A 20,933-nucleotide genomic window follows, 5' to 3' on the forward strand; every position below is an offset into this window, starting at 1 on the left:
AAAAAGGGGAGTCTTTTTTTTACGGAAACCCTCTATTACTTCATTAATGTAAACCGCATTAATATCCCATCCAGTCAATCGTACGTCATTACATATTATCCTGTATATATTAATCCTAGTTATTTGAGTCAATTACATAATTACTTGTTTCATTTAAAAATACGAATGTTTACTTAATATCGCAATATATTCTTGTTTTTTTTAAAAGCGATCCCGTTGATTGGAGTGACAGGCGGCGACTTCAGCGGGAACAGCGCGAGCTGAAAGCCCCGCAGGAGCATATGTTTTCGTAGTGACGAGGAGATTGAAGCTGTGTCCACGGAAAGCGTCCGCCTAGAGCGGAAATCAGTGTAGTTCGGATTTAACTATAAAATATTCTTTATGAAATTGATTCATTTATAAAGGAAATAATAATGTATTTCTATTATAATTTATTATATATTGTTAGTATTTAAATTAGAGTGAATAATCAAACTAACGATGAAGTGAGGAGAACAATGACTATTTCAAGAAGGTCTAAACAAAAACAAAAGAAAAAAAGGAAAATTGTTCTATTAGCACTTGTTATTTCTTCCTTTTTGCTCGTCGGAGTTATCGCTTTTGCTATTAGTCTTACTCAGGAAACAAAGAATGCAACTTCTAAAATGTATGTACCTTTAGAAAGAGAAGAAGAAGAGCAGACGAAGTTACGAATCACTCCTTTTAGCATATTAGTAGCAGGCGTGGATGACGAGAAAGAGGCGAAGTATGGGCGTTCGGATATGCTATTATTAGTTACTGTTAATCCGAAAGCGGAAAAAATTTCGATGGTGAATATTCCTCGAGATACAAGATTATATATCGAAGAATTAGAAAGAGAAGACAAAGTAAACCATGCTTATTCATATGGTGGAATAAATTTCACGATAAATGCGCTTGAAAAGTTGTTAGAAATACCAATTGATTATTACGTTACTACGAATTTTCAAGGATTTGAAGATATCGTCGATACGCTAGGGGGAATTGAAGTGGATGTGCCGTTTACAGTGGATATCCAATTAGCAGATACACTCAAATGGAAAACCTATACGGAAGGTCCTATGCTACTAAAAGGAAATGAAGCTCTTGCATATGTTCGAATGCGTAAAAAAGATCCAGAGGGAGATAAAGGGCGCAATCTACGTCAAAAACAAGTTATTCAAGCAATACTGAACGAATCTACACGTTTTAGCAGTGTAACCAAACTTGATGATTTAATAGAAAACGTTGGGGAAAATGTTAGAACAAGTATGCCAACCTCTGATTACTTGGGATTTGTAAAACTATACCAAGAAATTAAAGATTCTCCTATCGTCCCGTTAACCTTGGAGGGACAAGATGAAAGAATTTACAGTAAAATAGAAAATAAGGAATTATCGTATTTTATCCCTAACGAGGCTTCTCTGGAAGAACTTAAGCAAAATTTGAAGGCAAACCTAGGAAAGAACTAAAAAAATGATAAAGGTAGTCGAATGAGTCAATTTCATAATTACCTAATTTCCTTTTTTTCAACTACTACTGTCATAGTAATCTAATGAAATTTTAAGATTGTTTACATTATAAGTAAAGACTATTTTGTATATTTATAATTTTTCGTTTATAAATATGTTGAATAGTTAAAGTATTTTGGAGATAATGAAACTAATAATTTTTTACGATAGGAGTAATTGGATGGAAATAACTACAAGAAATAATACAGAATATAAGAGCAAAGCAAATGATTATGTACATGAGGTATTCCAGTTAGTAAAAGACAGAAATCAAGGGGAAAAAGAGTTTTTACAGGCAACACGTGAAATATTTGATTCACTTCGTCCTGTATTTCTAAAGCACCCTGAATATATACATAATGGAATACTAGAGCGGATTACGGAGCCTGACCGAGTAATTACATTTCGAGTTGCATGGGAAGATGACACTGGAAAAGTTCAGGTCAATCGTGGTTTTCGAGTACAGTTTAATAATAGCTTAGGGCCTTATAAAGGAGGAATTCGTTTTCATCCGACGGTAAATAGTAGCATTATGAAATTTTTGGCCTTCGAACAGACCTTTAAAAATGCGTTGACAGGGCAGCCGATTGGCGCAGGTAAAGGTGGTTCTGATTTTAATCCGAAAGGAAAGTCAGAACGTGAAATAATGCGATTTACACAAAGCTTTATAACCGAGTTAAGTAAATATATTGGGCCTGATATGGATGTACCTGCTGGAGATATTGGAGTTGGGAAGAGAGAAATAGGTTATATGTTCGGCCAGTATAATCGTTTAAGGGGCGGCTATGAGGCTGGTGTGTTTACAGGAAAAGATCCAAATCATGGAGGAAGCTTGGGGCGTAAAGAGGCTACAGGTTACGGCACAGTCTATTTTGTTGAAGAAATGTTGAAAACAGCAAATGATAGCTTTGAAGGAAAAAAAGTAGTTGTTTCTGGATCTGGAAACGTTGCAATCTACGCAATGGAGAAGGCAATTGAACTTGGTGCGTTGGTGTTGGCATGTAGTGATTCAAATGGATATATTTATGATCCTAATGGTATCGATGTAGAAACTATCAAACAATTAAAAGAGTTTGATAGTAAAAGAATTAAGGAGTATACAAAGGTTCATAAAAATGCTGTATATCATGAGGGCTGCATGGACATTTGGTCAGTGGCATGTGATATTGCTTTACCTTGTGCTACACAAAATGAAATGACAAAAGACGATGCGATTATATTAATCCAAAACGGGGTAAAGGCAATAGGGGAAGGTGCTAATATGCCTTGCACAGAAGATGCCATTCTTGCTTTCCAAGCAAGTGGCGTTTTATTTGCACCAGCTAAAGCAGCAAATGCGGGAGGAGTAGCTGTTTCAGCAATGGAGATGTCGCAAAATAGCATGCGCTTATCGTGGACAGTTGAAGAAGTAGATGAGAAATTAAAGCAAGTCATGAAGAACATATACACTAGCTGCTATAATGCTGCAGAAAGCTATGGTCATCCAGGTAATTTAGTAATAGGAGCAAATATCGCAGGATTCCTTAAAGTAGCGGACGCAATGGTAGCACATGGTATTCACTAATTTAGAAAAGGAGCAATTCTCTAGTTAGAGAGTTGCTCCTTTTTAAAAGATTCGAAAATATATAAAGATGTCCTGTGAACACTGGATTCATGGGGCATTAAAGAACGAATAATCCTGTGAGTTGCGTTTCATGTGGACGCTTTCCGCGGGCGACCACGCTACCTATGGGGTCTCGACTTTCTCGCTGGAGTCGCCATATTCCACTTCTGTCAATAACTGTAGTTACGTTTCTGTTCTTAAAGGACCGGGCATGTCCTTTGCCTGGTTTTTCTTACTGTTTACTTTAAAGCTTAAATTTACCTACAATCTGATTTAATTGATGTGCAATATCATTTGTTTCACTAGAACGGTTTGCAATTTCGTCAATTGAAGCTGTCGTTTGTTCAGTTGCTGCTGAAATTGATGTTGTAACTTGTTCAATCTCTTTTATTGATTCAGTAAGTTGATTGATCAACACTACGACTTGTTTCGAATTATCTGCTTCTGTAGTTGTCATATCAGAAATCATGGATATTTCTTTAACGGTTTTTGCAACCGCTGTAGAAATATCACTTAATGATTGAGATGTTTGAAGAACAGTCGAAGAGCCTGTTTCGATTAGCTTCGTACTTTCTTCTGTAGAATCTACTACTAGTTTAATACTTTCGGTAATATCTTTAATGATTGTTTCGACTTGCTCCACTTCGGTATTCGATTGTTCAGCTAGTTTTCTAACTTCCTCCGCAACAACTGCAAATCCTTTTCCATGCTCACCAGCGCGAGCGGCCTCAATTGAAGCGTTTAGTGCTAGTAAATTAGTTTGTGCTGCAATTGCAGAGATAGAACTAGTAATTTGTTGAATCTTTGTAGTTGCTTCATTTAATCGCCCGATTGTTTCACTAGTTTCAATGGATGCAGATTTAATTTTATCCATGTCACGACTAATTTCACTTGCACGAGTTAGACCCTCTTCGGCAGTGTTCATAGTTGTTTTAGAATTTATCACTGTTGTATCTGCACGATCCTTTGAATTTTGTAAACCTTGTGCTAGGTTCTGTAAAATATTGGATGATCGTTCGGCTGTAATTGTTCCGTCGCTTACTGATGCAACAGTTTCACTCATATTAGTTGAAACTTGGTGTATGGCATCTCTCATTTCGTTTAGTGAAATAGAGTTGTTTTCGACATTATCTGTTAATTGAACGGACGTTTTTTGTATCGTTCCTATAATATCTCGTAGATTCGAAGCTAATGTATTTAATGTTCGACTTAAATCTCCAACTTCATCTTTACTTGTGAAATGTGTGTCCTTGACTGTTAAATTACCTTTTGCAATTTCAGCTGCATGTGCAATAAGTGCTGAAAGCGGCTTTGTTTTTCTTCTAATTAAATAAAGTGTAATTAATGATGCTAACATCAATGGAATCAAACTAATAAGTATTCCTCCACTAACAACATCCCAAGTACGATCAGTAACAATAGATGCATCAAAATCAATAACACTAATAGCAATAATATCTTTAGAAGGATCATGATCTTCAAATATAGGGGCATAGCCAGAAAGTCTTTCTAAGCCGGCAAATTCATAGGCTTCTGAATATGTAGAATGTTGCATTTCTACTAACATTGCAATAGCATCCTTATCTATATAAAACTGATCTCCAGCTTTAAAGCCATCTTCTTTAAGATTATCATCCACAGCGAGTAGTTTACCATCTAAATCTATAATATACTGGGTTTCAAATATATCTTTATGAGCAGTAGTCCAATTTAGCTGCTCGCTAACCTTGTCAATGGTGGAAGTATCACCAGCAATTAGCTTTTTAACATCATCTGGTTGAATCAAACCAGTAGTAATGTTTGCGCACCCGTAAGCTTCAATACCAGCTGCCTTATATAGTTCGTCATAAGCAGTATTGTATGTCGCAACCGAAGTGATTAACAGCATAGAAGCAATGATTCCAACAATAATCATCCCTAAATGCATTGTTAAAGTATTTTTCATTTTAAACTCTCTCCTGTCTAACTTTCCATGTAACTTATATAACATTTATACCATAGAAACAGATATAAAAGATATACCATTATAATTAGAATTAACACAAATATGTGACTATTTTACTTCTAGCTTATATTGTTATAACTGCTTCTTTGTTACTTAAGATCTAATATAAAATTATAAGATTCCTAATGTATTAGTAGATTACCTTTTAGAACGAATAATTCTCTGTAATGTTATTGTTACACAACTGTAAAGTTAATAAAGTTTAAAAGGTGTTAATATGTGTATAGAGAAATTTTCAGAAAACATTTTGAATCTATTTTTCAATACACATCTTTGGAGGAACATAAGTTTTGACTTCTTTGTTTAAAAAAATCATCACAATCTTTAGTTTAACTGTAGTTTTAGCCGCGGGAACATTTGCAGGAAATACAGAAGCAGCAAGCACTGTAGCATCCAATGAAATAGTATCGAGTGCGAAAAGTTTAGTAGGAATTAAATATCGTTATGGTGGAACAACGAAGGCTGGTTTTGATTGTTCAGGTTATATCGGATATGTTTACAAAAGCAAAGGGGTTAATTTAGCAAGAACAGCAGCGGGAATGTACAACAGTGGGAAAGCTGTAAAAAAAGCAAACCTGGCAGTTGGAGACTTGGTTTTCTTCAATACTTCTGGTAGAGGCGTATCTCACGTGGGTATGTACATAGGTAGCGGTAAGTTTATCCATGCTTCAACATCTAAAGGTGTTCGTGTTGATAAATTAAATGACCCTTATTATTGGGGTAAAAAATACGTTGGTGCTAAGAGAGTAGCGAACGTAACAGTAGCAAAAAAATAATTTGAAAATATACTACCGTTTTAGCTTATAGCTGAAACGGTTTTTTAAATCTTATATGATTAAGGATGGAAATCGAAATCTCTTATGCATATACTTGCATTTGTTTGAATTTATTATTACTTTTTAAAAGGGTGGTAGTATGAAAATTGTTATTAGTCCTGATTCCTTCAAGGGTTCCTTAACTGCTTTAGAAGCAACTTATGAGATTAATAAAGCCATCAAAGAAATTAGTCAGGACATCGAAACGGTATTACTTCCAGTTGCAGATGGAGGAGAAGGGACACTCGAAGCACTTATTATAGCAACTCAAGGAAGTACTATTGATGTCGAGGTTCATGATCCTATAGGTCGTCTAATATAGGCGGAGTATGGAGTGCTTGGTGATGGAGAAACTTGTGTTATTGAAATGGCGAAAGCATCTGGAATTATGCTATTACAAAAAGAGGAGAAAAATCCTTTACAAGCCTCCACATTTGGTACAGGAGAGCTTGTACTTCATGCTTTAAATCGTGGATATAAGAAGTTCATAATAGGGCTTGGGGGTAGTGCAACGAATGATGGTGGAACAGGAATGTTACGTGCTTTAGGGATGAAGTTTTTAAACAAATATGGAAAAGAAATTCCTCTTGAACCTCAATTTTTAAGAGATTTACATGAAATTGATCCAACAGACTTTGATGGTAGAATAAAGGATTGCCAATTTATATTGGCTTCTGACGTGGATAATCCCTTCGTAGGATTAAACGGTGCAACAAAAGTTTTTGGTCCACAAAAAGGAGTGACATCAAATATGTTAGAGGTGCTAGATAAAAATCTAGAACATCTAGCTAATATAATAGAAGAAGTCACGCAAATTACACTACATAAATTGCCAGGAGCGGGTGCTGCTGGTGGACTAGGTGGTGCTTTTCTAGCATTTTTTCCAGTTTATATGAAACCAGGTATTGAAGTTGTAATGGAAGCAATCAATTTTGAAGAGCGTATCAAGGATGCTGATTTCATCATTACAGGTGAAGGTAAATCAGACTCTCAAACGCTTTCTGGAAAGGCTCCTATTGGTATTGCTAAAGTTGCAAATAAACATAACGTACCAGTTATTTTAATATCCGGAGTTATTGAATTAGAAAGTACTCCAGCTCTATCTACTCGCTTTTTCAAGTTTGTAAGTATAACAAATGAAACAATTTCTGCTGAAAAATCTATGCGTAGAGCATCTTATTACCTGAAGGAGAGAACAAAAGAAACAATAGAATCGATTCTAAATTCAAGATTAAATAACGTTGCTAAGTTTAACGAATCATAATTAAACTACCAAAAATCACCTTAGATTTTATATGTAGTTATTACCTTTTAAAATTGCTTGAAAAATAACTATTAAACAATTTGTGTTTAATTTTAAATTAGAGAGTTTTAAATTTTTTGAAAATAATTCTAAAAAGGTATTTCTAATTTTCGTAAAAGTAGTATAATTGCATATAATATATTGCACACTTAAAATTGTTGCAATTTACTAATTTTATTGATAGGGGAAACATGCCATGAATAATCTAAAAATTAATTTTACAAAAAATGGAGCGAAAAACGAGAAAACACCAGCAAATCAGCTAGTGTTTGGAACGAAATTTACGGATCATATGTTTATCGCTGATTACACAGAAGGAACAGGTTGGCATGATCATCGTATCGTCCCTTATCAGCCACTTACATTAGATCCATCTGCTTCTATATTACATTATGGACAAACGGTTTTTGAGGGAATGAAGGCTTATCTTTCGGAAGATGGAATTGTTCGATTGTTCCGCCCCGAGCAAAACATGAAACGTATGAATATTTCGGCAGACCGCTTAAGCATGCCACAAATAGAAGAAGAATTAGCTATTGGTGCTTTAAAACAATTAATCGAGATAGACAAAGAATGGATTCCTACAGAACCCGGAACATCACTTTATATTAGACCTTTTATGATCGCAACTGAAGCACATCTTGGTGTATCAGCTTCTAAAACATATAGTTTCATCATCATTATGTCGCCGGTCGGATCTTATTACAAAGAGGGCATTCATCCAGTAAAAATCTTAGTGGAAAGTGAATATGTTCGAGCAGTTGCTGGTGGAACAGGAACAGCAAAAACAGCCGGTAATTATGCTTCAAGTTTAAAAGCTCAGGAAGTAGCTGATCGTGAAGGATATGCTCAAGTTCTTTGGTTAGACGGATTAGAGAGAAAATACATTGAAGAAGTAGGAAGTATGAATGTCTTTTTCAAAATTGATGGAGAAGTAGTTACTCCAGCCTTAAACGGAAGTATTCTGGACGGGATTACCAGAAAGTCTATCATTGAATTGCTGAAGTACTGGGGTGTTCCAATTACAGAACGTAAAGTTTCAATGGAAGAAATACGTGAAGCTTATTTGAACGGTAAACTGGACGAAGCATTTGGAACTGGTACTGCTGCTGTTATTTCTCCAATCGGAGAATTACGCTGGAAAGGTGAGTTATTCTACGTAAATAACGGAGAAACAGGAGAACTTTCCCAAAAATTATATGATACGTTAACTGGAATTCAACGAGGCATTATCGAAGATCCATTTGGCTGGGTTGTTGAGTTAGAAAATTAATGTTTTTTAGTCGCTTCTCTTCACAGAGAGGCGTTAATTTTGTTTATGAGGAGGATGCTTTACGATGAAGCCCCTAATTGGTATATGCGCTAATTATTTATCAGATGACACAGTCGGATTGGCTGCAGGAATCGGTGCAAAAAATCAGGAATGGCAATTGCTTGCAGATGATTATATTGTTGCAGTTGAAAGAGCGGGAGGGGTACCAGTTATTTTGCCTATCACTACAGAGTTAGAAACATTGACTCCTCTTCTTCAAAAATTGGATGGGATATTATTTTCTGGAGGTTCTGATATAGATCCATATTTTTACGGAGATTATCCGAAATTTGGATTAGGAGCTATTGAACCAAAAAGGGATTTGCATGAAATTAGGCTAGCTCGAAAAGTTTTATTGGATATGAACATTCCTGTACTTGGCATATGCCGTGGCATGCAGTTACTTACCGTTGCAACCGGTGGCAAACTATATCAGGATTTATCATCTCAAAAACCGGAGGGGATCAACCACTCAGTACCAAAGTCAATTAGACATCACGCATCTCATCCGGTTCGAATTGAAAATGGTTCAATATTACATAATATTTTTCAAAATGATGAGCTGAGAATAAATAGTTTCCATCACCAAGCTGTAAAAGAGCTAGGCAAAGGTTTTAAGGTGACAATGACTGCTCCTGATGGAATCATCGAAGGAATAGAATGGGAAGAGCCTAATAGATTTGTTGTAGCGGTTCAATGGCATCCTGAAATGATGGAAGGACAAGTTGATACTGTTCGTTCAATCTTTAATGCTTTCGTCGAAGCAAGTAAAATGAATGCACAAGTTATTGGACTAGTTCCATCTGAAGAAACAATAGCTTAACAGGCCTTTTGGAGAAATCCTACCTATGTCAAACTATATTGGCGATGGTAGGATTTTTCTTCCTCAATTTGAATATCCTCGCAGTATATTTTATAATTTTCCGTCCTTAATTCAGGACATTTTTTAATCAAATTTGGTAGTAAATATATATCGAGGTAAGAAGGCTTTTGCTTTTTTTCATTTATATAAAACTGATAGGAGCTATACTGGTTGTTTGCCATACTCTTTGAAATGTTTCTTTTTATGTAAAGATGATTTTGATGTATATACTTACTTATTTTTAATAACTCTTTCGGATCAGAAATCATGTTTGTATAATATCTAGATTCATATAACTGATCCCAGTATTTATATTTAAGCTTGAAATATTTTGAGTACTGTTGATTAATGAAAATTAGCACATCTGAAAGTGGAACTTTAGGAGAACGTATAAGTAGGTGGTAGTGGTTATTCATAAGAGAGTAAGCAATTATTGTAAAGGAATATAATTTATGAGCCTGAGATAGCGTATGTGTAAAGAACATGAAATCCTCTTTATTAATAAAGATATTTTGCATCCGATTTCCTCGCATAGTAATATGATAAAAAATTTCTGGCTGCCATACTTTTCGAATATTACCCATTTAAACTTCGCCTCCTCTATTTGACAACACCATAATATAAAATAGAGTAAACTACAATTGTCAAAATTTATTATTACAAACAACAATTTCATTCTTACTTAAAATAACTAATCAAAATTCAATTTTCCATCAATAATTGTACTCAAAATAAATTATCAATTCTCTATACTAAAGCTATCGGGAAATTTCCTTTACAGTAGCAAATGTTCCGAGAAACCTCTACAAAGTTACACAACCTTTTCCAAACGTTACTCGTACCTGGAAAGGTTCAGCTCTTGGCTTATTATGAAACTGCACTGCATTATATTGTGTGATAAAATAGGGGAAAAAGGAGTGTTTCCAATGAAGGACAGGGTGTTAATTGTAGAAGATGAAAAAAATATTGCACGTGTTCTTCAATTAGAGCTTGAGTTTGAAGGATACACAGTGGATATTGCATATACGGGAACAGACGGATTGATCAAATATCGAGAGCAGCAATGGGACTTAGTTTTACTGGATTTAATGCTTCCTGGTTTAAATGGTTTGGATGTATTAAGAAGAATTCGTGCTACAGAAGATGAAACGCCAGTAATCTTGTTAACCGCAAAAAACAATACAGAAGATAAAGTAGCTGGATTGGACCTTGGAGCGAATGATTATGTAACTAAACCATTTGAAATTGAGGAATTGTTAGCTCGCGTGCGTTCGGCAATTCGTTTTACTAAATCATCCATTCCAGTTCCTGTTCATGATGAAAATGTGCATATTTTTCAGACGCTTATTCTGAATGAACAAACACGTGAAATTACTAATTCGGGAGTATCTATCAATCTAACGCCTCGTGAATATGATTTACTACTATATATGATGAAGCACCCTAACCAAGTGTTGACGCGAGAGCAGCTACTAGATGCTGTTTGGGGATTTGATTATTATGGGGATACGAATGTTGTAGATGTTTATATACGTTATGTTCGGAAAAAGTTAGAAGAAAACGAATTACTTTCTTTTATACAAACCGTCCGTGGTGTTGGATATGTGCTGAAGGAGCAAAAGAATGAAGCTTAATACTAAAATACATCTATTTTCTACCTTATTGACGCTTTTAATCATAGGTTTAATGAATATAGGTGTATATTTTTTATTTGAAGATATGGCCTATGATTCGGAATATAATCAACTTAACACGGATGTAGACTCTATGATTACTGCATTAAGTAAAATGCAAGAAAAGGATGACCCTGCCACAATTTTGCGCACCTATATACCACCTAGTGGAGGAATACGGATCTTAGATGGCAAAGGAGAACTACAATTAGTAGTTCAATCAGTTGAAGAGCTAACTACTTATCAACCTTATTTTGAACAGGATGAACGGTACTCAATTGGAAGTCTTGAAGGTACTCCTGTTTTGACAATAAGTAAACCAGTTATTTGGCCGAATGGAGAAGTTGTAGAAGTTCAGACGATGAAACAATTAATAGATGTGGGGAATAATTTAGATTTCCTTCGTCTTATTTTACTTGGTGTAACAGTAGCTGGGATGTTACTGATGATGGCCTCGAGTGTTACATTAGGAAAAATAATTACGAGGCCAATCAATAAACTAATAAATACAATGTTTCATAGTAGAATTTCAGGAAAATATGAAAAAATAGCGGTTCGTCCAAATGGAAAAGACGAAATAGCTCAAATGGGGATTGCTTTTAATGAGATGATGGAGCAGCTGGAGCAAAACTTTAAAAAGCAGGAGCAATTTGTATCTGATGCCTCACACGAATTAAAAACACCATTAACAGTAATAGAAAGTTACGCTAAACTATTGTCTCGACATGGTTTCAGTAATACTGAAATTGCGGAAGAATCCGTTCAGGCAATTATCAAAGAAACGAGCAGAATGAAAGAAATGGTGTCGCAAATGTTAGTGCTGGCAAAAAGTAACGGAAAACAACAACATAATTTTGAATTGATTGATGTGAATGTTTTAGTGGAAGAAACCTTAAAGTCAATGCGAACTGGATATGATCGAAACTTTTTATTAAAGGTTAATGGACCATCCTATGTAAATACTGATATAGAGCAATTAAGACAGTTACTATTTATCATTTTGGATAATGCGCGTAAATATAGCGAAAAAGATATTAAGACAACAATTACAGAAAGCGAGGAAGGAACGACTATCTCAATCATGGATTATGGGGATGGTATTCCCAAAGAAGACTTGGATCGAATTTTTGATCGTTTTTACCGGGTAGATGAAGCACGAAATCGAAAAACAGGTGGGACTGGACTTGGGATGGCTATTGCAAAAGATATAGCAGATCGCCTTTGTGCGAAATTAACAATTCAAAGCACGGTAGGATTTGGTACAACCATCCATATTTTTCTTCCTTCTAATCAAATTCTCATGGATTTTTAATGTTCGTCACTTATGATGAATACGAGGGGGGAGTGCGTCAATGGAATTTAATAAAATGAAAAGAACTTTTATCGTTTGTATCGCTACAGTCGGTATCGTAGTAATAGTATTCGTAGTCAACATTGGCTCAGATTCTTTACTTATGACCGAAAAGAACGTACGCACCCAACTCGAGCAAATGTATGATGCAGAAGTAGCTGAAGTGAAGAAAAGTGATGATAAAGATGTTTATGAGGCGATAATTGCAAAAAGTGGACAAGTGTATTTGGTCGAAATGAATGCCACTACTGGTGATGTGAGTTCCTTGAAACACACGGATGAGTTCATTATTGAAGAAGTACCGGTTAAAACTCAAGAAGCTAATGAAGTATTAGATATGGGTCCTGAAGAAAGTCCGAAAAATGCTAAAGCCTCTTCTAGAGGGGAAATAGTTGAAAGTAATATAATTTCATCTAATGGCACTTCTAAATTAGTTATTATTGAAAAATCTAAGGACTCATCTGCGAAAGTAAAAGTTGTGGAAAATCCTAATGTTTCGGATAATAAAGAGTCAAAACAAACAACTGCTGATAAAGTAGTAAAAACAGAAGAAAAACCTATAAAAAAAGTGATCAAAGATGCTATTAAAGAAGTGTTGGCATCTGAAACGACTAAACCTGTTGAGATTTCTATGGATGATGCTAAAAAAGAAACAAAAACAGAGAATACAACCAAAACTGAGGTTTCTAACACAGATACAGCTAAGGCAGATGTTAGTAAATCAGATACAAGTAAAGTAGATGCAAACAAAGCAGATTCGGCAAAAAATGAACCATCTAAAACAAATGCGCCACCAAAAACAGACTCGGCTAAATCAGAAACTTCTAAAAGTGAAACGACTGTAAAAACGGAAAGCTCGAAAACGGAAGAACAACAGAAAACTGAGACTAGTGATATTGCTGTAGGGAAAACAGATGAAAAAAAGACAGAAGTAACTGAAAAACCGGTTACAGTTTTAATCACTGCAGATGAAGCGTTAAAGATTGCTCAGCAACAACAAAAAGGAACAGTAGATAGTAATTCCTTTGTAAAGACAGATGAGGGTGGATATTACTTAATTGTGATGACAGCTACGAAAACAGAGGAAACAAAAGAAAGCACGAAAGAAAAGAAAACGAAAGCAACAATACAGGTACATGCTATCTCTGGAAAAATACTTTCTGTGACTTGGGAATAGTTTTCTCATCAAATTCTAATAAAACTCTAGCGGTTTTCTCATTTTGTTCCTTTATTATGAAATTAACAAATGAATAGCATTTCAAGTTGTTGAACGAGTTTGAAGGAAACAAGTTCATGCAACTAAGCATAATAGGGGAACGATCTTACGGCGATCAAAGCGATAAAACGAAGCGAATGAAGGTAATAATATTTACGGCGTAATAATATAATCCTTGAGCGATAACAAGGGAAAATGCACCTCACTCTACAATTCCCCGTAGAGTGAGGTGTTTTTTTATATATATTATATATCGTGTACACTGTGTTTATAAGACGTGAAAGATTGAATGATATTACTGATTTCCGTTACATGTCGGACGCTTTCCACAGATGGTGCCATTTTACTGGCACTGTTCCTAATTTTCTGAATTTGTAAAAGGGACACGGCATATCTAGTTTTATGTTCTGAGAGGCCGGGTGTCTATATGCCCAGGTTTTTTATTAGCCAAAAAAATGTCTCCCAGTAGTTTCTACTGGGAGACAACTTTATCATTATTTACGTTTATTACGTTTCGTTATACGCCCAAGTGCAAATGCACCAGCAGCTAGACCTATCATTGTATTCGTGTTCTTATTGAAAACTTGTTTTACAACAAGGTTCATATTTGCAGGACGCTCTGCTAGTCGACGCATGAAGTAGCCGTACCAGTCTTGTCCAAATGGTACATACGTACAGAAGTTATAGCCTTCTTTTGCAAGTTGTTGTTGCATCTCAGTGCGGAAACCGTATAACATTTGGAATTCGAATTTATCATAAGGAATATTATTATCTTTGATAAACTGTTTAATATGGTTAATCACATTATGATCATGAGTAGCGATGGAAGTGAATTTACCATTTAATAGATGCCATTCTATTAATTCTATATAGTTTTTGTCAATTTCTTCTTTTGTTTGGTATGCGTATTCAACAGGCTCCTTGTAAGCTCCTTTTACGATACGTAGACGGAAGTTTTTATACTTTTGAATGTCCTCAACTGCACGGTAGAAGTATGCTTGAATAACAGTTCCAACGTTATCGTAGTCTTTTGAAAGCTCATCCAAAATATCAAAAGATGGTTGTAAATGTTTGGTAGACTCCATGTCAATATTGATGAATGTATTATATTTATGTGCAGTTTGTACAATTTCTTTTAAATTATTTAAAGCGAAGTCATAATCAATATCTAAACCAAGCTGTGATGGTTTTAAAGAAATATGTGCATCTACTTGATGTTCCTCGATTGCTTCGATTACTGCGATAATTTGTGCTTTAGCAGCTAATGCTTCTTCTTTTTCAAAGACAAATTCCCCCAAATTATCGACTGTACAAGAAATACCCATTGCGTTCAGCTTTTTAATACTCTCTATTGTTTCTTCAATGTTTGTTCCAGCCACAACATGCTGAGCACCCATTTTTAAACCATATTTTTTTGCCGCACCATTTAGTATTTGATTCTCAGACAAAGCCATAAAAAAATCTTTTAACATTGTAATGCTCCTATCTCTGTTTTGATGATTCATTATAACACATTTTACAGTGGAAATAGTATTCCTTTAGCCATAGTTCGACAAATTTCTATCAAACAAAAGGAAGGTGAAGATACTTTTATTTAATACATTTAAATCATTACAAAATCTCCTGTGGAATTATCAGAAAATTAACTTGCCATTTGTAAAATAGTAAGTTAACTTTGAGATAGTGAGTAATTTCTACTTAACTTCAATAATTACTTATTCAAAATCATTTTTAGGAGGCAGGACATGCGAAATAGTAAGATGAAAAAATCAGCTGTAGCTGCAGTAATTGCAACATCATTATTTTCTGTTTCAAGCGTATCATTTGCAAATAGCTCATTACAAGAGGTAGTTGACAATGCAAGGAAAGATATTAAAAACTCAGCTTATTCCTATGTAGTCCCAGCGCAAGCTGGAAAACTTGCGACTAGTAAGAACCTTTACCCCGCTTTGAACACTGCTAAAGCAAACTACCAAAAAGCTAGAAATGAAATTGTTAAATCCAATGTAAAAAACAAAGATTTATTACTAAAAAATTTAGATGAGCTATATCACGAACGTGTAACTAAAGGCATTATTCCTTATATCGATGCTTATAATTATGCTGACAAGTACTTAGCTCCAATTATGAAAGAAGTTGAACAAGCAGAAACAAGTAAAGATTGGGATAAAATAGAGAAAGCGTATCATAAACTTTCTGTCCAGTTAAAAACTCGTACTGCTATTTTGTATCGTTTTACTGGGAAAGCTCCTCGAGATCTATTACTAGAACAATATAAAGAACCAGCAAATCAAAAACGTGATGAATTAATGGTACCAGTTACTATATTTATGAAAGCGAAGGAAGCCGAAGCTTACATAGCTGCAAATAAAGAACAAGAAGCTTTAAAAGTACTTGAATCTATCAATCTATTAATAGAAAAATTACCAAGTGATTCTTCACCAATTATAAAAGAATTACTTGTATATGTTGAAAATATTAGTGAACAATTAAAAGCAGACTTTACATTATCGTTAATGCATGTAAACGATACACATGCACGTACAACACAAGCACCTAAACGTTTAACGGCTATTAAAGAAGTGAGAGCTGAAAAACCTTCTGCTCTACTTATCGACGCTGGAGATGTCTTCTCAGGTACTTTATATTTCAATGAATTTGAAGGGCAAGCAGATTTAGAATTAATGAAGTTAATGGATTATGATGTAATGACATTTGGTAATCATGAGTTTGATTTAGGTAGTAGCGAAGAAGGACATAAAGCATTAAAAGAATTTATTGAGAAATCTAACTTCCCATTCGTTAGTTCGAATGTTGATTTTTCAAAAGATACTAATTTAAAAGGGCTATTTAATGTAAATGTATCAACAGAACCAAAAGATGGACAAATTTATAGTGGTATTATTAAAGAAATAGACGGCCAGAAGGTTGGATTATTCGGTCTAACTACTGCAGAAACTGCTAATATATCTAGTCCGAAAGATGTAACTTTTACTGATTATATAAAAGCAGCTCAAACAATGGTCGATGAGTTTGAGAAACAAGGTGTCAATAAAGTTGTTGCAGTTACTCATATTGGATATGATGACAACCCAACAGTGGACAATGATTTGTTACTAGCTGCTGCTGTTAATGGCATTGATGTAATAGTTGGTGGACATAGCCATACTAAGTTAGAGAAACCGGTACTAGTAGAAAAAGATAGTACTGGTAAGGAAAAAGATCCTACTATTATCGTACAAGCTTCACAATATAGTGAATTCTTAGGGACACTAGACGTAGATTTTGATGAAGCCGGTAAAGTAGTCGGACATGCTGGAGAACTTGTTGAGATTAAAGATCAAGTAGAAGATCCTACAGCAGCTACTTTATTAAAAACATATTCGGATAAAATAGATGCAATCAATAAAACAGAAATTGGTGTAGTTGCAGAAGAAGAATTACAATTACCTCGTACAGATGGTGATGATACTAAGCCAAGTGTTCGTAAAAATGAGACTGCTCTTGGAAATATAATTACTGATGGTATGCTTTCAAAAGCAAAACAATACGACAACAAAGTTATTATGGCATTACAAAATGGTGGAGGAATTCGAGCAGAAATTGGACAAGGTCCGATTACTGTTGGAGAGGTAATTACAGTTCTTCCGTTCGGTAATACATTAGCTACAATGGAAATCACTGGAGCAGAACTAAAATCTGCATTTGAAATTAGTTTTAAATCTTATCCAAAAGAGAATGGTGGTTTCTTACACGTTGCTGGTGCAAAAGTAGAGTTCGATTCTTCGAAACCTGCTGGAGAACGGGTAGTATCAATCAAATACAAAGCAGCGGATGGGTCGTTTGTGGATATTAAAGATGGTGAAAAATATGTAGTAGCCACAAATGCGTTTACAGCTAAAGGCGGCGATAGCTATGATGTATTTGAAAAAATTTATAAAGAGGGTCGTGTTACAGACCTTGGACTTTCAGACTGGGAAAACCTTCAAGAACAGTTGAAAACGTTAAAAACAGTTAACAATAAAACAGAAGGTCGTATTGTGGACGTGAAAAAGTAATAGAAGTAAATCCTTTCGCTATTAGAGTAGCGAAAGGATTTTTTAGTATGGAAAATATAAATTAAATTACAAAGATTGAAGCTCAGGCAGCGACTCCAGTGGGTGCAGCGCGAGCTAAAGATCCTGGAAGGAGCGTAGCGAAAATCTTTTTTGCGACGAGCTTGCGTAGGAGCAAAGGAAGCGGCTGAGGCCGTGCCCATGCCCATGGAATGCGTCCGCCCTTCACTACAATCAATGGCATATATGTTTATGTTCTTAAAGGGCCGGGAGTCTTTTGCCCGGTTCTTCTTACTTGGCCATACAAGAATTAGATTACTATTCGAATACAATCTCATTTAACATATAACGTTCAATTATCTCCATATTTGGTTCGAAGCCGATGCCATATCCTTTTGGAACTTCAATATAACCATCCACTACTACTATTTCCGGGGAAATGATATCCTCTTCCCAATAGTGAGAAGAACCTGCAGTATCACCTGGTAGCGCGAAATTTGGCAGGGTGGTAAGAGCGATATTATGAGCACGGCCGATACCTGCCTCTAGCATTCCACCACACCAAACAGGAATACCTTTTTCCATACAATAATCATGAATTTTCTTAGCTTCAGTTAGACCTCCGACACGAGCAATTTTAATATTAATTACTTTCGTACTACCAAGCTCAATTGCCTTGCGTACATCTTCTACAGAGAGTATACTTTCATCCAAGCAAATAGGGGTATTCAACTGTTTTTGTAACTTAGCATGATCAACAATATCATCACTTGCCAAAGGCTGTTCAATCATTAGTAAATGATAGTCGTCTAATTTTTTTAATAGCTCTATATCTTCTAGAGTATAAGCCGAATTCGCATCAGCCATTAGAGGGACAACAGGAAATGCATCTCTAAGCTTTTGAATCACTTCGATATCATACCCTGGTTTAATTTTCACTTTCATGCGTTTGTAGCCCTCTTCAATATAATGATGTACTACTTCTAATAGCTTCTCCGTACTTGTTTGGATGCCAATGCTAATACCAACTTCAATTTTTTTAGCAACTCCGCCAAGGGCTTGCGCTAGAGACTGTTTGTTACGTTTGGCATATAAATCCCAAATAGCCCCTTCAACAGTAGCCTTCGCCATATTATTTTTTCGGATTGGGGAAAAAATTTCACTAACTTCATCGGGGTGATTGATTTCTTTATTCAATAACAGTGGTATAAGAAAATCTCTAATCATATGTAAGGTGGTCTGAACTGTTTCTTCTGTATACCATGGAGCTTGGAAAGCTGCAGATTCGCCCCAACCAGAATTGCCATTTTCGTCGAATACTTCTAATAAGAAAAACTCTTTTTCTTGCATACTTCCAAAGCTAGTGACGAATGGATTCTTCATTGTCATTTTTAAATGGCGCAAGTTCATTTTTTTTATAATCATTTTTTTACTCCTCTAGTTAAAGCTAATATCATTCAACTTATCATGTTCTAGCCACTAAAACAAATCAAAAAAACCCTACAATTGTAGGGGAAATTATTGTGGATCTAACGCCTCTTTCTCCGTATCTAATGGTGAAACAGGTGCTCCCTCCCAAATCATATGAAGGGACGCTTGTATATCTAAGTCATTTCTATAATCCATTTCTTCTTGTTCAACTGGATTTGGGTTAATAGAAAATCTCCTCCTCATATCCTTTCTATCATTATATTATTCAAAAATAAAATATGACATGAAACATCAGAAAAATATTTTGTATATCAAAAATCGCTAAAAAACGAATTCTTTGATTGAAAAAGTTATAGAAATTCCATAGTTGTATTTATTTGTTAATTCTGATAATTGAAATATCTTAACGGATAGTTACAATAAAAGAATGAAAGGAGAAGATAAAATATGACTGTCGAATATCTAGTTCAAGTAATGAATCGAAGTATACAAAAGGTAGAGGCAACGGTTGATCAGATGGAACGTTATACATATATGTCAAAGGCTGATCAGCATCAAATTATACAGGCAGTTTTAGAATTAAGTGATCGTATCAAAGTACTCGAAATGCATATAGATTTAAAAAATCAGGAAAAGATTCATTAAAATATGACACATGAACACCATAAAGATTGACATACTACTAAATATGATGTAAATTACCAAATGGACGAACATTTCAGTTCAATTGATAATAAATATTCGTATTTGGGAGTGTAAATGATGGATAACGTATTCGATTATGAAGATATTCAATTAATTCCGGCAAAGTGTGTGGTAAATAGTAGATCTGAATGTGATACTACAGTCACACTTGGAGGGCATACATTTAAATTGCCAGTAGTACCTGCTAATATGCAGACAATTATAGATGAAAATATTGCAAATTATTTAGCTGAAAAAGGGTATTTTTATATTATGCATCGCTTTGAACCACAAAAACGTATTGCGTTTATCAAGAGTATGCAGTTACGTGGATTAATTGCCTCTATTAGTGTAGGAGTCAAAGAGGAAGAGTACGCTTTTGTTGAACAGTTGGTAGAAGAGAAACTTATACCTGAATTCATTACTATAGATATTGCACATGGTCATTCCAACGCAGTAATTGATATGATTAAACACCTAAAAAAACACTTACCGGAAAGCTTTGTCATCGCTGGTAACGTAGGTACTCCAGAAGCAGTGAGAGAGCTAGAAAATGCTGGAGCAGATGCAACAAAAGTTGGTATCGGTCCAGGGAAAGTGTGTATTACAAAAATTAAAACTGGATTTGGAACTGGTGGTTGGCAACTTGCGGCACTACGCTGGTGTGCAAAAGCAGCTAGCAAGCCAATAATAGCTGACGGTGGAATTCGTACACACGGTGATATTGCAAAATCCGTTCGCTTCGGGGCTTCCATGGTTATGATTGGATCTCTATTTGCAGGACATGAAGAATCACCAGGTGTTACAGTGGAGAAGGATGGCAAACAGTATAAAGAATATTTCGGTTCTGCATCTGAATTCCAAAAAGGCGAAAAGAAAAATGTTGAAGGTAAGAAAATGTTTGTAGAGTATAAAGGACCACTGGAAGATACTTTAAGAGAAATGGAACAAGACTTACAATCCTCTATTTCTTATTCTGGTGGAAACAAATTAGAATCGATACGTAATGTAGACTATGTAATAGTGAAAAACTCTATTTTCAATGGAGATAAAGTTTACTAAAAATTTATGTTATTATAGACGGTCCAATGTTACAATAAGGTTGTTATTTTATT

Annotated in this window: 16 protein-coding genes and 1 pseudogene; 12 read left to right on the forward strand and 5 right to left on the reverse strand. The window is 35.1% G+C overall.

Annotation, left to right across the window (positions count from 1 at the left end):
• Positions 1 to 497 precede the first annotated feature (497 nt).
• Together MKY29_RS04995 and gdhA are read left to right on the forward strand one after the other, a co-directional pair.
• Positions 498 to 1,469, forward strand: a complete 972-nt coding sequence (locus tag MKY29_RS04995; protein ID WP_340879194.1) for an LCP family protein — start codon at positions 498 to 500, stop codon at positions 1,467 to 1,469.
• A 220-nt stretch (positions 1,470 to 1,689) separates the two neighbouring features.
• Positions 1,690 to 3,072: an NADP-specific glutamate dehydrogenase gene (gene gdhA, locus MKY29_RS05000; RefSeq protein WP_340879195.1), complete on the forward strand. Its 1,383-nt coding sequence runs from the start codon at positions 1,690 to 1,692 to the stop codon at positions 3,070 to 3,072.
• Between the two features lie 283 nt (positions 3,073 to 3,355).
• Here the strand turns inward: gdhA and MKY29_RS05005 are convergent, their stop codons facing one another.
• A complete protein-coding gene (locus MKY29_RS05005) occupies positions 3,356 to 5,056 on the reverse strand; it encodes a methyl-accepting chemotaxis protein (RefSeq protein WP_340879196.1) in 1,701 nt (566 codons plus the stop codon).
• Positions 5,057 to 5,406: 350 nt separating this feature from the next.
• On the opposite strand from MKY29_RS05005, the gene MKY29_RS05010 reads away from it, so the two are divergent.
• The 4 genes and pseudogenes from MKY29_RS05010 (at position 5,407) to MKY29_RS05025 (ending at position 9,369) form a co-directional block, all read left to right on the forward strand.
• The gene (locus MKY29_RS05010; RefSeq protein WP_269915903.1) at positions 5,407 to 5,892 is read left to right on the forward strand and encodes a C40 family peptidase; all 486 of its coding nucleotides are present in this window, start codon (positions 5,407 to 5,409) and stop codon (positions 5,890 to 5,892) included.
• A 139-nt stretch (positions 5,893 to 6,031) separates the two neighbouring features.
• A pseudogene (locus MKY29_RS05015) lies at positions 6,032 to 7,195 on the forward strand (glycerate kinase).
• 235 nt (positions 7,196 to 7,430) lie between these two features.
• Entirely contained in the window at positions 7,431 to 8,507 is a 1,077-nt protein-coding gene (locus MKY29_RS05020; protein WP_340879197.1) for a branched-chain amino acid aminotransferase, read from the forward strand.
• A gap of 64 nt (positions 8,508 to 8,571) precedes the next feature.
• Positions 8,572 to 9,369 (forward strand): gamma-glutamyl-gamma-aminobutyrate hydrolase family protein, encoded by a 798-nt coding sequence (locus MKY29_RS05025; RefSeq protein ID WP_340879198.1) that lies wholly within the window; start codon positions 8,572 to 8,574, stop codon positions 9,367 to 9,369.
• 23 nt (positions 9,370 to 9,392) lie between these two features.
• Here MKY29_RS05025 and MKY29_RS05030 read toward each other — a convergent pair whose 3' ends face one another.
• Positions 9,393 to 9,992: a transposase gene (locus MKY29_RS05030; protein ID WP_340879199.1), complete on the reverse strand. Its 600-nt coding sequence runs from the start codon at positions 9,990 to 9,992 to the stop codon at positions 9,393 to 9,395.
• 342 nt (positions 9,993 to 10,334) lie between these two features.
• On the opposite strand from MKY29_RS05030, the gene MKY29_RS05035 reads away from it, so the two are divergent.
• The 3 genes from MKY29_RS05035 to MKY29_RS05045 are packed head-to-tail and all read left to right on the forward strand — an operon-like array spanning position 10,335 to position 13,609.
• On the forward strand, positions 10,335 to 11,042 hold the full coding sequence (locus MKY29_RS05035) for a response regulator transcription factor (RefSeq protein WP_340880811.1): 708 nt from the start codon (positions 10,335 to 10,337) through the stop codon (positions 11,040 to 11,042).
• Positions 11,032 to 12,393, forward strand: coding sequence for a sensor histidine kinase (locus MKY29_RS05040; protein ID WP_340879200.1), 1,362 nt, complete (start codon positions 11,032 to 11,034; stop codon positions 12,391 to 12,393). The genes MKY29_RS05035 and MKY29_RS05040 overlap by 11 nt, the downstream gene beginning before the upstream one ends.
• 40 nt (positions 12,394 to 12,433) lie before the next feature.
• Positions 12,434 to 13,609 carry a PepSY domain-containing protein gene (locus MKY29_RS05045; RefSeq protein WP_340879201.1) on the forward strand — a complete coding sequence of 392 codons (1,176 nt, stop codon included), beginning with the start codon at positions 12,434 to 12,436 and terminating at the stop codon, positions 13,607 to 13,609.
• 533 nt (positions 13,610 to 14,142) lie between these two features.
• Here MKY29_RS05045 and MKY29_RS05050 read toward each other — a convergent pair.
• A complete protein-coding gene (locus MKY29_RS05050) occupies positions 14,143 to 15,120 on the reverse strand; it encodes a proline dehydrogenase family protein (protein ID WP_340879202.1) in 978 nt (325 codons plus the stop codon).
• 273 nt (positions 15,121 to 15,393) lie between these two features.
• Here MKY29_RS05050 and MKY29_RS05055 point away from each other — a divergent pair, with 273 nt between their 5' ends.
• Positions 15,394 to 17,706 (forward strand): 5'-nucleotidase C-terminal domain-containing protein, encoded by a 2,313-nt coding sequence (locus tag MKY29_RS05055; protein ID WP_340879203.1) that lies wholly within the window; start codon positions 15,394 to 15,396, stop codon positions 17,704 to 17,706.
• 315 nt (positions 17,707 to 18,021) lie between these two features.
• Here the strand turns inward: MKY29_RS05055 and menC are convergent, their stop codons facing one another.
• Positions 18,022 to 19,128: an o-succinylbenzoate synthase gene (gene menC, locus MKY29_RS05060; RefSeq protein ID WP_340879204.1), complete on the reverse strand. Its 1,107-nt coding sequence runs from the start codon at positions 19,126 to 19,128 to the stop codon at positions 18,022 to 18,024.
• 93 nt (positions 19,129 to 19,221) lie between these two features.
• A complete protein-coding gene (locus MKY29_RS05065) occupies positions 19,222 to 19,377 on the reverse strand; it encodes a hypothetical protein (RefSeq protein WP_269915875.1) in 156 nt (51 codons plus the stop codon).
• A 204-nt stretch (positions 19,378 to 19,581) separates the two neighbouring features.
• Between MKY29_RS05065 and MKY29_RS05070 the strand changes: the two genes are divergently transcribed.
• Both MKY29_RS05070 and guaC read left to right on the forward strand, forming a co-directional pair.
• Positions 19,582 to 19,779 carry a hypothetical protein gene (locus tag MKY29_RS05070; protein WP_093496613.1) on the forward strand — a complete coding sequence of 66 codons (198 nt, stop codon included), beginning with the start codon at positions 19,582 to 19,584 and terminating at the stop codon, positions 19,777 to 19,779.
• Between the two features lie 117 nt (positions 19,780 to 19,896).
• The gene (gene guaC / locus MKY29_RS05075) at positions 19,897 to 20,880 is read left to right on the forward strand and encodes a GMP reductase (RefSeq protein ID WP_340879205.1); all 984 of its coding nucleotides are present in this window, start codon (positions 19,897 to 19,899) and stop codon (positions 20,878 to 20,880) included.
• The last annotated feature ends 53 nt before the right edge of the window (positions 20,881 to 20,933 follow it).

Origin of the sequence: Psychrobacillus sp. FSL K6-2365, assembly GCF_038003165.1 — a bacterium.
Classification (GTDB): domain Bacteria; phylum Bacillota; class Bacilli; order Bacillales_A; family Planococcaceae; genus Psychrobacillus; species Psychrobacillus psychrodurans.

Bases quoted from the DNA above. Each gene is read 5' to 3' on its own strand.
- MKY29_RS04995 (WP_340879194.1), top strand. From the start codon at position 498: ATGACTATTTCAAGAAGGTCTAAACAAAAACAAAAGAAAAAAAGGAAA.
- gdhA (WP_340879195.1), top strand. From the start codon at position 1,690: ATGGAAATAACTACAAGAAATAATACAGAATATAAGAGCAAAGCAAAT.
- MKY29_RS05005 (WP_340879196.1), bottom strand. From the start codon at position 5,056: ATGAAAAATACTTTAACAATGCATTTAGGGATGATTATTGTTGGAATC.
- MKY29_RS05020 (WP_340879197.1), top strand. From the start codon at position 7,431: ATGAATAATCTAAAAATTAATTTTACAAAAAATGGAGCGAAAAACGAG.
- MKY29_RS05025 (WP_340879198.1), top strand. From the start codon at position 8,572: ATGAAGCCCCTAATTGGTATATGCGCTAATTATTTATCAGATGACACA.
- MKY29_RS05030 (WP_340879199.1), bottom strand. From the start codon at position 9,992: ATGGGTAATATTCGAAAAGTATGGCAGCCAGAAATTTTTTATCATATT.
- MKY29_RS05035 (WP_340880811.1), top strand. From the start codon at position 10,335: ATGAAGGACAGGGTGTTAATTGTAGAAGATGAAAAAAATATTGCACGT.
- MKY29_RS05040 (WP_340879200.1), top strand. From the start codon at position 11,032: ATGAAGCTTAATACTAAAATACATCTATTTTCTACCTTATTGACGCTT.
- MKY29_RS05045 (WP_340879201.1), top strand. From the start codon at position 12,434: ATGGAATTTAATAAAATGAAAAGAACTTTTATCGTTTGTATCGCTACA.
- MKY29_RS05050 (WP_340879202.1), bottom strand. From the start codon at position 15,120: ATGTTAAAAGATTTTTTTATGGCTTTGTCTGAGAATCAAATACTAAAT.
- MKY29_RS05055 (WP_340879203.1), top strand. From the start codon at position 15,394: ATGCGAAATAGTAAGATGAAAAAATCAGCTGTAGCTGCAGTAATTGCA.
- menC (WP_340879204.1), bottom strand. From the start codon at position 19,128: ATGATTATAAAAAAAATGAACTTGCGCCATTTAAAAATGACAATGAAG.
- MKY29_RS05065 (WP_269915875.1), bottom strand. From the start codon at position 19,377: ATGAGGAGGAGATTTTCTATTAACCCAAATCCAGTTGAACAAGAAGAA.
- MKY29_RS05070 (WP_093496613.1), top strand. From the start codon at position 19,582: ATGACTGTCGAATATCTAGTTCAAGTAATGAATCGAAGTATACAAAAG.
- guaC (WP_340879205.1), top strand. From the start codon at position 19,897: ATGGATAACGTATTCGATTATGAAGATATTCAATTAATTCCGGCAAAG.